The following is a 14,027-nucleotide window of genomic DNA, read 5'->3' as shown; positions in this document are numbered from 1 at the left end:
GCCACAGGTATGTAGATCGGGTTAAATCCTGCTGGTCCTGCGCATGACTTGCCCAGTTCGGCGCAATCCGCTATCGGGCCACCGTCGTTCCTCAATGGGACGGCATCCATGCGAACGCCCACGGGCGACGCCGGCCGACGAGGTTTCGTCCGCCGGCGTGTTTTGCTTGGGCGCCGGACGGAGGATGTGGAAGTGGAGCAGGTACGTGTTCGATAGCTTGAGCGACCGGCTGGGAGGCGTCTTCGATCGCCTGCGGGGCCGTGGTGCGCTGACCGAAGCCGACGTGCGTACCGCCATGCGCGAAGTGCGCGTGGCGCTGCTGGAGGCCGACGTCGCGCTTCCGGTCGCGCGCTCCTTCGTCGACAAGGCTACCGAGGCCGCGATCGGCCAGGACGTGCTGCGTTCGGTCACGCCGGGGCAGCAGGTCGTCAAGATCGTCCACGACACGCTGGTCGACATGCTGGGGCCGGACACGGCCGAGCTCGACATCGCAGTCACACCGCCGGCGGTGGTGATGCTGGTGGGCCTCCAGGGCTCGGGCAAGACCACCACGACGGCCAAGCTCGCAAAGCTTCTGTCGGGTCGCGAGCGCAAGAAGGTCCTGATGGCGTCGCTCGACGTCAACCGTCCGGCCGCGCAGGAGCAGCTGGCGGTGCTGGGCCAGCAAGTCGAGGTGGCGACGCTGCCGATCGTCGCGGGCCAGCAGCCGGTCGACATTGCACGGCGTGCGCTGCAGGCGGCGAAGCTCCAGGGCTTCGACGTGCTGATGCTCGACACCGCGGGCCGCCTGCACGTCGACCAGGCGCTGATGGACGAGATGAAGGCGGTGTCCGACATCGCCCGTCCGAATGAGACGCTGCTGGTGGTCGACTCGCTCACCGGCCAGGACGCGGTCAACGTCGCGACCAGCTTTTCCGAGCAGGTGCCGCTCACCGGCGTGATCCTGACCCGCATGGACGGCGATGCGCGCGGCGGTGCGGCGCTCTCGATGCGCGCGGTCACCGGCAAGCCGATCAAGTTCGCAGGCGTCGGCGAAAAGCTGGACGCGATCGAGCCGTTCCATCCCAAGCGCCTCGCCGGCCGCATCCTCGGCATGGGCGACGTGGTGTCGCTGGTCGAGCGCGCCGCCGAGAGCATCCAGGCGGAGGATGCCGAGCGCATCGCCAACCGGATGGCCAAGGGTCAGTTCGACATGAACGACCTGCGTGCGCAGCTCCAGCAGATGCGCCGCATGGGCGGCCTTGGTGCGCTGGCCGGCATGATTCCGGGCATGAAAAAGGCCCAGGCGGCGATGGCCTCCGGTGCCGTCGACGAAAAGATCCTGCTGCGCATGGACGCGATGATCACGTCCATGACGGTGAAGGAGCGCGCCAAGCCCGAGCTGCTCAACGCCAAGCGCAAGATCCGCGTGGCCAAGGGTTCGGGCACCACGGTGCAGGACGTCAACAAGCTCCTGAAAATGCATCAGGAAATGTCGACTGCCATGAAGAAGCTCAAAAAGATGGGCGGTCTGAAGGGCATGATGGCGATGCTGGGCAAGGGCGGACCGGGCGGCGGCATGGCCGGCCTGGGCAATGCGCTCGGCGGCGCCGAGCTTGGCGACATGATGGGCAAGGCCGGCGGCAGCGGCGGTCTTCCCGGCCTTCCCGGTGGCGGCATGGGCGGCATGCAACTGCCCCCCGGCTTCGAGAACCTGATCAAGAAGAAGTGAGTGCTCCGACGGGGCAATCAGCAACCCAACGGCCCGGCGACTGCCGCGGCCACGAGTAGAAAGAAGAAGGAAATCCCATGGCAATCAGCATGCGTCTGTCGCGCGGCGGCTCCAAGAAGCGCCCCTATTACCGGATCGTGATCGCGGACGCCCGCAGCCCGCGCGACGGCAAGTTCATCGAGAAGGTCGGCACCTACAACCCGCTGCTCGCCAAGGACGACGAGAAGCGCGTGGTGCTCGACACCGAGCGTGCGAAGCACTGGCTGAGCGTCGGCGCGCAGCCGACCGACCGGGTCCTCCGCTTCCTGGACGCAGCCGGCGTCAAGGAGCGCACCGCGCGCAACAACCCGAACAAGGGCAAGCCGGGCGAAAAGGCCACCGAGCGCGCTGAAGAGCGTGCGGCCAAGGCTGCCGAGGCGGCTGCCGCGGCCGAGGCACCGGCCGAGACCGCCGAGGCCTGAGCCCAAACGGGCATTCGTGCGTTTCTTCTGCCGAACCCGCCTGCAAGGGGCGGGTCGGCAGAAGGAGCGGCACGATGACCATCGACCCCGAACAGCACGGCGCCAACGACCATGACGACTCGTCGTCCCCGGACACCGGTGCGAACACCGGCGTCTCGACGCCCGATCCCGCGGAGGGTGCCGACGACGCCCCCGGCGGCGGCGACGGATCTCCCGACGCCTGAGGCGGAACCGGCAGCCGACGGCGAGCGCCGCGTGGTGCTCGCCGTCGCGATCGGCGCCCATGGCATCGCGGGTGAGGTGCGGCTCAAGGTCTTCGCCGAAGACCTGGCCGCGCACACCGTGCTGAACGGCGGGGCCCTGACGCTCCGGTCGGTTCGGCCGGGCAACAATGGCGCCATCGCCCGCTTTGCCGAGGTCTCCTCGCGCGACGCGGCCGAAGCGTTGCGCGGTACACAGCTGTGGGTGCCGCGCGACAGCCTGCCTCCGCTGGAGGAAGGCGAATATTATCACGCGGACCTGATCGGGCTCGCCGCGGTCTCCGATACAAACGAACCGCTCGGCACCGTGGTTGCCGTCGAGAACTTCGGTGCGGGCGACGTGCTGGAGATTGAGCGTCCGACGGGCAAGCGCTTCATGGTCCCGATGCGGGCCGACGCGGTTCCGGAATGGAATGGCGAGCGACTGGTGATCACGACAGCCTTCATCGAGGTCTGAGACACGCGTGACGACCCGGCAAGCTGTTGCAAGATTGTCATAATTCGTCGCTTGCCGCCCCTGCGGCCGCTGGCTAGGCCGCCCGCGATGTTTCGCAAGCCTGCTCCGTTGCTGCTCCTGGCAGCCCTGACGCTGTTCGTACTCGCTGCACTGGTGCTGCCGCTGAACCGCGACGAGAGCCAATATGTCGCGGCCGTGGAGCTGATGCGCTACGGGCTGCCGTTCCGCGACTTCATGTACCTGCAGACGCCGCTGCAACCTTTTCTTCTCGCGCCGTTCGCCTTTGTCGAGGAAGGCTGGCTGTTTCTTGCGCTGCGGCTCGCCAATGCGGCGGCCGCCGCCGGGGCGATCGTGTTCGTCTACCTGGCGGCAAAGGCGGCGGGGGGAACGCCGCGGCGGGCCTTCGCCGCCGCCGTCATGCTGGCATTGTGCGACGCGATGATCTTTGCCGGCGGCGTCGCGCGCAACGACGCGCTGCCGGTGTTCTTCGAGGCGCTGGGCATTTGGCTGCTGGTCGACACGCAGCTGCGGATCCGCCCGAACCGGCGCGTCTTCCTGGCCGGGCTCGCCTTCGGCGCGGCCGTGTCGGTCAAGATCAGTTACATCGTGCCGGCGGGCGTGCTGTTTGCGGTGATGCTGTACGAGGGGCGTCGCGACCGCTTCCGTAGCGCCACGGCCTATGCGCTGGGCGGCGCAGTCGGCGTGGTGCCGACGCTGGTGCTGCTGGCGATCGCGCCGGAGAGCTTCCTGTTCGGCGTCTTCGAATATTCGCTGGTCGCGCCGCAGCAATGGCGGATGCTCAACGAGCAGGCGCACATGCTGGAGTTCCCGACGACGCTCGGCCGGCTCGCCTGGTTCCTGGTCCAGGGACCTGCGCTGGTGGTGCTCGCGCTGGTGCTCTGGCGGCGGTTCCGCCACGGCGGGGATCGTCATGGCGTCGCGCTCGACTGGCTGATCATCGCCGGCTGCATCGCGGCGATGCTGCCGCAGCCCAGCTTCCGCCAATATGTCATTCCGATCCTGCCGCCGCTGTTCGTGCGGTTTGGCGCGATCCATGGGCCGATCGCACCGCGCAGGAGCCTGCGGCTGGTGCTGGCCGCAACCCTGGTTCTGGGGCTTTGGCGGACGACCAGCGAGTCGATCGCGGCGCTGCGGGGCGGCTCGCCGATCCTGTTCGCGGTGGCGGACGGCGACTGGCTGGGGGAGCATCTGGACGACAGCGGCATGCCGGGCAAGGCGGTCAGCCTGTCGCCGGAGCGGTTTGCGGGCGGCAAGCTCGACATCGACCCCCGCTTCGCCATGGGACCGTTCCTGTTCCGCATGCGCGGGCTGGCAACGCCGGCCGAGGAGCAGCGGATGCACATGGTCACGCGCGAGAGCCTGGACCGGGTGCTGAGCAGCGCGCCGCCGCCGGCGATCGTGACCGGCGGCGAGGTGCGCTCGACCCCCGCGGCGCCCGGCGGGCTGGACGCCCCGCTTCGCGGCTGGGCGGAACGCAATGCCTATCGCCGGATGCAGTCGCCCTCCGGCATCCTGTCGCTCTACCTGCGGACGCGGCACGCGCAACGGCGCGGATGACGCGGGCTATCCACGGGCGACCCAGCCCTTAAAAGCGGCGTGGCACTCAACGCTTTCGGGCGGGTTCTTCCTGCTTGCCAGCGAGGGCTCTCGATCTTGGCTGCCGGAGGTCTATCGCTTGGAACTCGTCGCCCCTTCCGCGCAGCACCGCCGCAACGCCCGCGTGAGCGCGCTGCTGGAAAAGGCATGGAGCCGCGGCTGGCTTTCGCGGCCCGTCTTGGAGCCGGACCACCTGATTGCCGCCGCGCGCGCGCGAACCGGCCTGCAGGAGCTGGGAAGCGGCAGCGGGTGGGAGGACCGGCTGGAGCGGCTGACCGGGGCACTGCGGGAGGAGGCGGCGCTGTCGCCGCTCGGGACGGTGATCGCCTATGGCCAACTGGTCGCAGCCCTTGCCGATCGGGCGCGCGTCCATGCGCTCTGGCGGCGGCATCCGGAAATCCTCGACCAACCTATTCCCCGGCCGATCATCGTGCTGGGGCAGATGCGCTCGGGGAGCACGCGCATGCAGCGGCTGCTCGCCTGCGATCCCCGGTTGGCGCACACCCGCTTCTTCGAAAGCTGGAACCCGGTGCCGATCGCGCGGCGCCGCTGGCTCGACGACCGGCGGGTGCGGGCATGGATCGGCCTGCGCTGTGCGGAATGGCTGAACCCCGAGTTCCGCATCATCCATCCGACCGCCCTGAAGGCGGCGGACGAGGAGATCGGGCTGCACAACGTGTCGATCTTCGGCGCGGCGTTCGAGGCGCAGTGGCGCATCCCGAGCTTCGCGGCCGCTAGCGAGGCGATGGACACCCGACCGGTCTATGCCGAGTTCAAGCGACTGTTGCAGACGGTGGCATGGCTCCGGAAGGGGCGGGAGGACCGGCCGTGGGTGCTCAAGCTCCCCCAGTTCGCGCAGGATCTGGAATCATTGCTGGCGGCCTTCCCGGACGCGCGGCTCGTCTGCCTCGACCGGCCGGCATCGGCTGTGGTCGCGTCCTCGGCATCGCTGGTACACAGCCAGATGCGTGTGCAGTCGGACCACGTCGATCGGCACTGGATCGGGGCGGAGTGGGTGCGCAAGGTGTCGTTGCGGGAGCGGCGGATGCGGGCGGCGCGCGCGGCGGCGGACGTGCCGCAGGTGGACGTCGGCTTCGATGCGATCGCCGAGGACTGGGAGCGGGAGATGCAGCGGGTCTATCGCATGCTCGACCTGCCGCTGACGAAAGAAGTGCGAAGCCGGATGCAGCGCTACCTCGACCAGGGGCGGCACCGCCGGCTGGCGGGCCACCGCTATGCGCTCGGCGACTTCGGCCTGAGCGAGGCCGAAGTCGAACGGGCGGTGCGCGGTGCGGAGGGCGCCGCGCCGGAGAAGCTGCACGCCCTGGGTTAGCGCCAAAGCGGCGACTGCTCGCTCAGGGTGTTGCGGATGGTGGTGGCGGCGACGCCGGCTTCGCCCATGGCGTGGCTGATCTGATCCAGGCCCTTCACCACGTCGCCCGCCGCGAACAGGCCCGGGATGGAGGTGCGCTGGTGGTCGTCGACCTCCAGGCAGCCGTCCTCGCTCGCCCGCGCGCCTGCCTCCACCGCCAGGTGCGAGCGGATGCGGGAGCCGAGCGCGGGATAGACGCTGTCGAACGCCATCCGCCCGCCAGCGGTGTCGAGCGCCAGCTGGTCGCCCTCGATCGCGAAGCCGCCGCAGGGCCCATCCACACGCTGGATGCCGGCGGCGTCGAGCTTTGCCGCGCAGGCGTCGTCCAGCCCATGCTCGGCTTCCGGCGCGATCAGCGTCACGTCCCGGGTATAGCCGCGCAGGAACAGCGCCTCGCGCATGCCGTGATCGCCGGTGCCGATCACGCCGACGCGCTTGTCTGTCACCTCATAGCCGTCACAGATCGGGCAGTAGCGCAGCAGTCCGCGCGCGAGCGCGGCATCGTGAACGTCGTTCGGCAGGCTCTTGGGCCGGTGGTTCACCACCCCGGTCGCCAGCAGCACCGTGCGGGCGCGCGCGATCCGATCGCCGATCCGCACGACGAACCCGTCCTCGTCGCGGGTGAGGCCGGTGACCTCCGCAAGCTCGCGGTGGGCGCCGTAGCGCTTGGCCTGGGCGTACATCAGCCGGAGCAGATCGGTGCCCTTGATCCCCTCGGGATAACCGGCGTGGTTGCGCGTGCACGGGATCATCGCCGCGCGGCTGGAGCCGCAGTCGAACAGCCGGATCGAGAGGTGGAAGCGCGCCAGGTAGATGGCGGCGGTGAGGCCGGCGGGGCCTGCGCCGATGATGATGCAGTCGTCGCGCTGCGTCTCGGAACTTGTCATCCTGTCTCCATCGGTCAATGGGGCGGGCATGTCCTTTGCCGCAACCGTCCTAACGCTTTACCCGGAGATGTTTCCCGGCCCGCTCGGCACTTCGCTTGCCGGCCGGGCGCTGCGCGAGGGCCGCTGGTCGCTCGAGACGGTGCAGATCCGCGACTTTGCGACCGACAAGCACCGCTCGGTGGACGACACGCCGGCTGGCGGCGGGGCGGGGATGGTGATGCGCGCCGATGTGCTTGCCGCCGCCCTCGACAGCGTCGCCGACGAGCGGCCCGTAATCGCGATGAGCCCGCGCGGCCGTCCGCTCGACCAGCAGCGGGTGCGGGAACTGGCGCAAGGGCCGGGCGTCACCGTGCTGTGCGGCCGGTTCGAGGGCTATGACGAGCGCCTGTTCGAGGCGCGCGACATCGAGCTGGTGTCGATCGGCGACTATGTGCTGTCGGGTGGCGAGATGGGCGCGCTGGTCCTGCTCGATGCTTGCATTCGGCTGCTTCCAGGCGTAATGGGCACCGCTTCAAGCGGGGATGACGAGAGCTTCGAAACGGGGCTGCTCGAATACCCGCAATATACCCGACCAGTGACATGGGAAGGGCGCACGATCCCCGAAGTGCTGCGATCGGGGGATCATGCGAAGATCGCGGCCTGGCGAAAGCACAGGTCCGAGGTCGATACACGGCTACGGAGGCCGGATCTGTGGGAGCGCCATGAGGGCGCTCGGGTCCGACCTCCCTCTGGCGCGCGGCAACATGACGAGGAAGACTGACATGAACCTCATCCAGACGCTCGAAGCCGAGCAGATCGCCAAGTTCAACGAGGCGAAGAAGATTCCGGAATTCCGTGCGGGCGACACGCTGCGCGTCGGCGTGAAGGTCGTCGAAGGCGAGCGCACCCGCGTCCAGAACTACGAGGGCGTGTGCATCGCGCGCTCGAACAAGGGCATGGGCTCGTCGTTCACGGTCCGCAAGATCAGCTTCGGTGAGGGCGTCGAGCGCGTCTTCCCGCTGTACTCGCCGAACATCGACTCGGTCGAGGTGGTTCGCCGCGGCGTGGTGCGTCGTGCGAAGCTCTATTATCTGCGTGGCCGCACCGGCAAGTCGGCGCGTATCGCCGAGCGTCGCGACCCGCGCCCGACGGCTGCTGCCGCCGAGTAACGGCCGGCACCCATCGGGTCCGTTTTGGGGGCGTGGAGGGCGACAGCCTTCCGCGCCCCTTTTGCGTGCGCGCTGTTCCTGAAGGCGAACCAGCGCTTTACCCGGGGCTCCTGCGCCGCGATAACGCGGCCGTCGCCTGCGTCCGCAGGCGTGTTCCACGGAGACGCGACGGGATGTTGAGATGGGTGTTGGGCGTTGCCATGATGACGAGCGGAACCGCTGCCATGGCCACTGATCTGGCCCGATCGCCACAGCCGGCGGCGGTGACGCAGGCAGCGCAGGACGCGCAGCAGACGCTGACGCTCGCGCGCGTGTTCGGCAGCCCCGACCTCAACGGCACCGCGCCGCGCAACCTGCAGATCTCGCCCGACGGCCGCTATGTGACGGTGCTGCGCAACCGTGCGGACGAAAAGGAACGCTTCGACCTGTGGGCGATGGATGCGACCACCGGCGAATGGCGGATGCTGGTCGATTCCAAGAAGGTGGGATCGGGTGCCGAACTGTCCGAGGCCGAGAAGATGCAGCGCGAGCGTGCGCGCATCGCCGGGTCGCGCGGTATCGTCGCATACGACTTCGCACCCGACGGACAGTCGATCCTGGTGCCGCTGGACGGCGACCTGTTCCTGGCAACCCTCGACGGCCAGGTCCGCCGCCTCACCGAGACCCAGGCGGGCGAGCTCAACCCGCTGGTGAGCCCCAAGGGCCGCTTCGTCAGCTTCGTGCGCGACCAGAACCTGTTCGTGCAGCCGCTCGCCGGCGGCGCGGCGCAGGCGGTGACGACCGAGGGCGCGGGCACCGTCCACTTCGGCGAGGCCGAGTTCGTGGCGCAGGAGGAAATGCACCGCAACACCGGCTATTGGTGGTCTCCCGACGAACGCTACATCGCGGTCGAGCGGTTCGACGAGGCGCCGGTGAAGGTGTTCAGCCGCGCCGCGATCGGCGCCACCGGCACCAAGGTCTATGACCAGCGCTACCCTGCGGCAGGCACGCCCAACGCGTTGGTCGACCTCTATGTCATGAAGCCGGACGGCTCAGGGCGCGTGAAGGTCGACCTGGGGAGCGACCCCGACATCTATCTCGCGCGCGTCGACTGGCTGCCGGACGGCTCGGCGATGCTGGTCCAGCGCCAGACCCGGGATCAGAAGCGGCTCGACATGCTGCGGGTGGACCCCGTCACCGGCAAGTCGACCGTGCTGTTCACCGAGACGGCCGGCGAGCGCAGCTGGATCAACCTGTCCGACGCCTATCGCGTGATGAAGGACGGCAGCCTCATCTGGCGTTCCGAGCGCGACGGTTTCGGCCATCTCTACCGCTGGAAGGCGGGCAAGTGGACGCAGCTGACCAAGGGGCCCTGGGTGGTCCAGTCGCTGGTCGGCTTCGACGAGGCCAAGGGCCGGCTGTTCTTCACCGGCAACAAGGACGACGTGCTCGAGCAGCATCTGTATGCGCTCGACCTCAAGCGGCCGGGCAACATTACCCGGCTGACGGAGAAGGGCTGGTGGAATGGCGCCACCATGGACGGGGCGGCGAGCCGCTTCCTGATCACGCGCTCCAGCCCGAGCCAGCCGGCGCAGGTCTATCTGGCGGACGTCACGGGTAAGCGCGTCGCCTGGATCAACGAGAACGCGATCGGGCCGGACCACCCCTATTATCCGTTCGCCGCCAGCCATCGCCAGACGCAGTTCGGGACGATCAAGGCCGCGGACGGCTCGACCCTGCACTGGGAGATGATCACGCCGCCGCTGGAACCGGGCAAGAAATATCCCGTGTTCTTCCAGCATTATGGCGGCCCCGGCACCGGCCAGCAGGTGACGCGCGGCTGGCAGGGCGCGTTGCCGCAGTATCTGGTCGATCAGGGGTGGATCTTCTTCCAGATCGACAATCGCGGCTCGTACAACCGGGGCACGGCGTTCGAGAACCAGCTGTATCACGCGATGGGCACCGTCGAGGTCGAGGACCAGCTGGCGGGCGCCAACTACCTCAAGACGCTGCCGTTCGTGGATCCGGCCAAGATCGCGACCTATGGCTGGTCCTATGGCGGCTATCTGTCGCTCAAGATGCTGGAGAAGACGCCCGGCGTGTACGCGGCGGCCGTTGCGGGCGCGCCGGTCACCGACTGGGGCCTCTACGACACGCATTATACGGAGCGGTACCTGGGCGATCCGCGCACCGATCCGCAGAGCTATGCGTCGTCCGGCGTGGTGACGGAGGCGTCGAAGATCCGCGATCCGCTGCTGCTGATCCACGGCATGGCGGACGACAACGTGTTCCTCGACAACTCGACGCTGTTCGCGGCGGAGATGCAGCGGACGGCCACGCCGTTCGAGATGATGTTCTATCCCGGCAACACCCATCGGGTGGGCGGACCGGGGGTCAGTGAGCACCTGTGGAAGACGATCCTGTCGTTCCTGGATCGCAATGTTGTTGCGCCAAAGCCGCAGAACGCGGCAGCAAAGTAACGCTTGGTTGCCGCGGGGCTGGAGACAGTCTAGCGCCGCGGCGACAATGCGAGTGGAGTAAGTGATGGGCTATCGGGTGGTGGTCGCAGGCGCGACCGGGAATGTCGGGCGGGAGATGCTCAACATCCTGGCGGAGCGCGAGTTTCCGATCGACGAACTGGCGGTGCTCGCCTCGTCGCGGTCGGTCGGCGACACGGTCGACTTCGGCGAGACCGGCAAGCAGTACAAGATCCAGAACATCGAGCATTTCGATCCCACCGGCTGGGACATGGCGCTGTTCGCGATCGGCTCCGAAGCGACCAAGGTCTACGCGCCCAAATTCGCTGCCGCCGGCTGCACCGTGATCGACAATTCGTCGCTGTACCGCATGGACCCGGACGTGCCGCTGATCGTGCCGGAGGTGAACCCGGAGGCGATCGACGGCTATCGCGCGAAGAACATCATCGCCAACCCGAACTGCTCGACCGCGCAGATGGTGGTGGCATTGAAGCCGCTGCACGATGCCGCCAAGATCAAGCGCGTCGTCGTCGCGACCTACCAGTCGGTCTCCGGCGCGGGGAAGGCGGGCATGGACGAGCTGTTCGAGCAGAGCCGCAACATCTTTGTCGGCGATCCGGCCGAGGCGAAGAAGTTCACCAAGCAGATCGCCTTCAACGTGATCCCGCACATCGACAGCTTCCTGGACGACGGCTCGACCAAGGAAGAGTGGAAGATGGTCGTAGAGACCAAGAAGATCCTGGATCCCAAGGTCAAGGTCGTCGCCACCTGCGTGCGCGTGCCGGTGTTCGTCGGCCACTCGGAAGCGATCAACATCGAGTTCGAGAACGAGATCTCGGCCGAGGAAGCGCAGAACATCCTGCGCGAGGCTCCCGGCGTCATGCTGGTCGATAAGCGCGAGGACGGCGGCTACATCACGCCGATCGAATGCGTCGGCGAGTTCGCGACCTATATCAGCCGCGTGCGCGAGGACTCGACCGTCGAGAACGGCCTGGCGCTGTGGTGCGTCAGCGACAACCTGCGCAAAGGTGCCGCGCTGAACGCGGTGCAGATCGCCGAGCTGCTCGGCCGCCGGCACCTCAAGAAGGCCGCCTGACGCTCTGGCCGCTCCGGCTCCGCGCCGGGGCGGCCACGCCGCTCAATAGCCGGTGTAGCGGCCCGGCCGGTGCCAGGCGATCAGGATGCCGCTGATCGCCGCGGCGCTGAGGATCGACCAGCCGAGTTGCTGGCCTGACACCACCGGGATAGCCAGCGCGAGGATCACCACGTCGAGTGCGATCTGGGTGCGCCCCGCGTTCCAGCCGCGTTCGCGTTGCAGCCACAGCGTCAGCACACCGGTCCCGCCGACGGCGGCGTCATGGCGCGCGAGCGACAGGATCCCCATGCCGATCACGGTTCCGCCGACCAGCGCCGCGAACAACGGGTGCACGGTGCCGACTTCGAAGGCATAGGGCCGGATCGCCGAGAACAGCGCGATGCCCGCGTTCACCGCGATCGAGCGCAGCGTGAAGCGCGCGCCCATCACCTTCCAGGCGAAGGCGAAGAAGGGCAGGTTGATGATCGTGAACAGCACGCCCGGCGGAAGCGGCACGAGGTAGGAGACGAGCAGCGCGATCCCCGCGATGCCGCCCGTCACCAGCCCCGCCGCTTTCAGAAACACCAGCCCCAGCACCAGCAGCGTGCAGCCGACGAACATCGCATAGAGATCCTCCGCACTGCTGTGCGGAATGCCGTCGTGAGGAGAGGGGCGGCGGGCAGACGTCATCAAGGGCTCCGAAAAGGGGGCCTCGGCAGGACATGCCTCCCCTGATGCGCTTGTTTTGACGGGCTCCTATCGCCGGCTTGGCGCTGCGTCCATGGGACGTGCCACCGGAGCCGGTGGGAGCGGGGCCCAGCCGCTCCCGATCACGGTCTTACTTGCGCTGGGACGCGGTCTCCTCACGGGTGGCGCGGAACTCGCTGTCGGCGGACCAGTTCGGCCAGACCCGCCCGTTCGCCAGGCGATCGCCGAGATTGTAGAGCAGGGTGAGGTCGCCTTCCCAGCTGCTGGTGTTCCAGCTGGCATCATATTCGTCCGCAGGCTGATGGTACCGGTCGCGGGTATAGAGGTCGCTCAACTCCTTGCCGCGCGCGGCACCGCCGTTCACCAGCTCCTGGCCCGCGTCATAGGAGATGGCGGGCACGCCACGCTTGGCGAAGGGGAAATGGTCCGAGCGATAGAAGCTGCCCGCTTCCGGCCGCGCCTCGGCCGTGTAGTGGCGGCCGAACTTGGCGGCTTCCTCGGTCAGCATGGTCAGCAGGTCGAGCTTGGCCGCACCCGAAATGCTGAAGTCGGTCGTCTTCTCGACCGCGAACGGACCGTCCATGTTGATCGCGCCCACCGTGGTGGCGAGCGGCCGGAGCGGGTTGTCGGCGTAATATTCGGAGCCGAGCAGCCCCTTTTCCTCCGCCGTCACCGCCAGGAACAGGATCGACCGGTCGGGCTTCGGTCCCTTGCCGTAAGCGCGGGCGAGTTCCATCAGCGCGGCGGTGCCCGACGCATTGTCGAGCGCGCCGTTGTAGATGGTGTCGCCCTTCGCATCCGGGGCGCCGATGCCCAGGTGATCCCAGTGCGCTGAGTAGATCACGGTCTCGTCCGGGTGGCGGCTGCCGGGCAGGATGCCGGCTACGTTGTGCGAGGTGATGATCTCTGGCTTCACCTGATAGCTGGCGGTCATCGTCGCCTTGAGCGGCATGGGACGGAAGTTCGCCTTGCGCGCCGCGGCCTTCGCCCCCTCGAAGTCGGTGCCGGACGCCTTGAACAATTCGGCGGCCAGATCCTTCTGGATCCAGCCTTCCATCGGCGTGTGGGCAGCCGCGGGGTTCGCGCGGACGATGTCGAACATGGTGTTGGTGTTCGAGTTCTTGACCGTCGCCCAGCCGTAGGAGGCGGGTTCGCTTTCGTGGATCACCAGCACGCCTGCCGCGCCCTGGCGCGCCGCTTCCTCGTACTTGTAGGTCCAGCGGCCGTAATAGGTCATCAGCCGGCCGCCGAAGTCGCCTTCGCCGCCCTCGAAAGCGGGGTCGTTGACGAGCACGACCATGATCTTGCCCTTGAGATCTACCCCCTTGAAGTCGTCCCAATTCCGCTCCGGCGCCTTCACGCCATAGCCGACGAACACCAGCGGTGCCGCGTTCAGCTGGACCGAGGTCTGGCCGGTCGAGGCGGCGCGCACCGCGATCTCGTTGCCCTGGGTCAGCGGCTTGTTCGCGCCGCCGATCGCCATCGCCAGGCTGGGCGTGCCGACGATGTCGGAGCGCAGCAGCGGCACGTCCTGGAACCAGCTTCCCTTGTCGCCGGCCGGCTTCAGCCCCGCCGCCTTGAACTGCGCGGCGATGTACTCGATCGTCTTGGTCTCGGCGCGGGTGGCGGGGCCGCGACCCTCATATTCATCGCTCGACAGCGTCTTGATGTCGTTGGAGACGCGCGCGACGTCGAAGCTGGGCTTCTTGGCGGGGGCGGCGATTGCTGCGGTGGACGTGCCGACAAGCGCGGCGAGTGCAAGGAGACGCAGGGAAGGGCGTGTGGAACGGAAGGGCATGGGCGGAACGACTCCTGGCGAAGCGACGAATGGCAGGGGCGGACGCCCCTTCGACATTGATGCCCAAGCGGCGCACA

The 14,027-nt window shown here is 68.0% G+C and carries 13 protein-coding genes; 10 read left to right on the top strand and 3 right to left on the bottom strand.

Going from position 1 to position 14,027, the window contains the following annotated elements; translation table 11 throughout:
* The first annotated feature begins 205 nt into the window (after window positions 1-205).
* The 6 genes from ffh to MHZ35_RS03955 all read left to right on the top strand — a co-directional run bounded on the left by ffh (window position 206) and on the right by MHZ35_RS03955 (window position 5,839).
* Entirely contained in the window at window positions 206-1,711 is a 1,506-nt protein-coding gene (gene ffh / locus MHZ35_RS03980; RefSeq protein WP_239434482.1) for a signal recognition particle protein, read from the top strand.
* A 77-nt stretch (window positions 1,712-1,788) separates the two neighbouring features.
* Complete coding sequence (gene rpsP, locus MHZ35_RS03975) at window positions 1,789-2,172, top strand: 30S ribosomal protein S16 (protein WP_183947807.1); 384 nt, start codon at window positions 1,789-1,791, stop codon at window positions 2,170-2,172.
* A 74-nt stretch (window positions 2,173-2,246) separates the two neighbouring features.
* Entirely contained in the window at window positions 2,247-2,396 is a 150-nt protein-coding gene (locus MHZ35_RS03970; RefSeq protein WP_165889952.1) for a hypothetical protein, read from the top strand.
* Between the two features lie 31 nt (window positions 2,397-2,427).
* Window positions 2,428-2,889 (top strand): ribosome maturation factor RimM, encoded by a 462-nt coding sequence (rimM, locus tag MHZ35_RS03965; RefSeq protein WP_239434481.1) that lies wholly within the window; start codon window positions 2,428-2,430, stop codon window positions 2,887-2,889.
* An 87-nt stretch (window positions 2,890-2,976) separates the two neighbouring features.
* Window positions 2,977-4,467 (top strand): phospholipid carrier-dependent glycosyltransferase, encoded by a 1,491-nt coding sequence (locus MHZ35_RS03960; RefSeq protein WP_239434480.1) that lies wholly within the window; start codon window positions 2,977-2,979, stop codon window positions 4,465-4,467.
* Between the two features lie 163 nt (window positions 4,468-4,630).
* On the top strand, window positions 4,631-5,839 hold the full coding sequence (locus tag MHZ35_RS03955) for a sulfotransferase (RefSeq protein ID WP_239434479.1): 1,209 nt from the start codon (window positions 4,631-4,633) through the stop codon (window positions 5,837-5,839).
* On the opposite strand, the gene MHZ35_RS03950 is transcribed toward MHZ35_RS03955, so the two are convergent.
* Window positions 5,836-6,765, bottom strand: a complete 930-nt coding sequence (locus MHZ35_RS03950; protein WP_239434478.1) for an NAD(P)/FAD-dependent oxidoreductase — start codon at window positions 6,763-6,765, stop codon at window positions 5,836-5,838. The genes MHZ35_RS03955 and MHZ35_RS03950 overlap by 4 nt on opposite strands.
* Window positions 6,766-6,793: 28 nt before the next feature.
* Between MHZ35_RS03950 and trmD the strand changes: the two genes are divergently transcribed.
* The 4 genes from trmD (at window position 6,794) to MHZ35_RS03930 (ending at window position 11,465) form a co-directional block, all read left to right on the top strand.
* Window positions 6,794-7,525, top strand: a complete 732-nt coding sequence (trmD, locus tag MHZ35_RS03945; RefSeq protein ID WP_239434477.1) for a tRNA (guanosine(37)-N1)-methyltransferase TrmD — start codon at window positions 6,794-6,796, stop codon at window positions 7,523-7,525.
* A 1-nt stretch (window position 7,526) separates the two neighbouring features.
* Window positions 7,527-7,913, top strand: a complete 387-nt coding sequence (gene rplS, locus MHZ35_RS03940) for a 50S ribosomal protein L19 (protein ID WP_125959757.1) — start codon at window positions 7,527-7,529, stop codon at window positions 7,911-7,913.
* A gap of 203 nt (window positions 7,914-8,116) precedes the next feature.
* Complete coding sequence (locus tag MHZ35_RS03935; protein WP_446741011.1) at window positions 8,117-10,372, top strand: S9 family peptidase; 2,256 nt, start codon at window positions 8,117-8,119, stop codon at window positions 10,370-10,372.
* 64 nt (window positions 10,373-10,436) lie between these two features.
* A complete protein-coding gene (locus tag MHZ35_RS03930) occupies window positions 10,437-11,465 on the top strand; it encodes an aspartate-semialdehyde dehydrogenase (protein ID WP_239434475.1) in 1,029 nt (342 codons plus the stop codon).
* A gap of 42 nt (window positions 11,466-11,507) precedes the next feature.
* On the opposite strand, the gene MHZ35_RS03925 is transcribed toward MHZ35_RS03930, so the two are convergent.
* Window positions 11,508-12,134 (bottom strand): YitT family protein, encoded by a 627-nt coding sequence (locus MHZ35_RS03925; RefSeq protein WP_239434474.1) that lies wholly within the window; start codon window positions 12,132-12,134, stop codon window positions 11,508-11,510.
* Window positions 12,135-12,282: 148 nt separating this feature from the next.
* On the bottom strand, window positions 12,283-13,950 hold the full coding sequence (locus tag MHZ35_RS03920; RefSeq protein ID WP_239434473.1) for a M28 family metallopeptidase: 1,668 nt from the start codon (window positions 13,948-13,950) through the stop codon (window positions 12,283-12,285).
* Between the last annotated feature and the right edge of the window lie 77 nt (window positions 13,951-14,027).

It is taken from the genome of Sphingomonas sp. ACRSK (genome assembly GCF_022346685.1).
Lineage (GTDB): Bacteria > Pseudomonadota > Alphaproteobacteria > Sphingomonadales > Sphingomonadaceae > Sphingomonas > Sphingomonas molluscorum.
Note: the sequence above shows the minus strand (reverse complement) of the source record. Positions and strands in the feature narration are given on the sequence as shown.

What these genes read in the sequence shown, in the direction of transcription:
- rplS (WP_125959757.1), top strand. Translation starts at nt 7,527, where the DNA reads ATGAACCTCATCCAGACGCTCGAAGCCGAGCAGATCGCCAAGTTCAAC.
- MHZ35_RS03920 (WP_239434473.1), bottom strand. Translation starts at nt 13,950, where the DNA reads ATGCCCTTCCGTTCCACACGCCCTTCCCTGCGTCTCCTTGCACTCGCC.
- MHZ35_RS03930 (WP_239434475.1), top strand. Translation starts at nt 10,437, where the DNA reads ATGGGCTATCGGGTGGTGGTCGCAGGCGCGACCGGGAATGTCGGGCGG.
- MHZ35_RS03925 (WP_239434474.1), bottom strand. Translation starts at nt 12,134, where the DNA reads ATGACGTCTGCCCGCCGCCCCTCTCCTCACGACGGCATTCCGCACAGC.
- MHZ35_RS03950 (WP_239434478.1), bottom strand. Translation starts at nt 6,765, where the DNA reads ATGACAAGTTCCGAGACGCAGCGCGACGACTGCATCATCATCGGCGCA.
- MHZ35_RS03935 (WP_446741011.1), top strand. Translation starts at nt 8,117, where the DNA reads ATGACGAGCGGAACCGCTGCCATGGCCACTGATCTGGCCCGATCGCCA.
- MHZ35_RS03970 (WP_165889952.1), top strand. Translation starts at nt 2,247, where the DNA reads ATGACCATCGACCCCGAACAGCACGGCGCCAACGACCATGACGACTCG.
- trmD (WP_239434477.1), top strand. Translation starts at nt 6,794, where the DNA reads ATGTCCTTTGCCGCAACCGTCCTAACGCTTTACCCGGAGATGTTTCCC.
- rpsP (WP_183947807.1), top strand. Translation starts at nt 1,789, where the DNA reads ATGGCAATCAGCATGCGTCTGTCGCGCGGCGGCTCCAAGAAGCGCCCC.
- MHZ35_RS03960 (WP_239434480.1), top strand. Translation starts at nt 2,977, where the DNA reads ATGTTTCGCAAGCCTGCTCCGTTGCTGCTCCTGGCAGCCCTGACGCTG.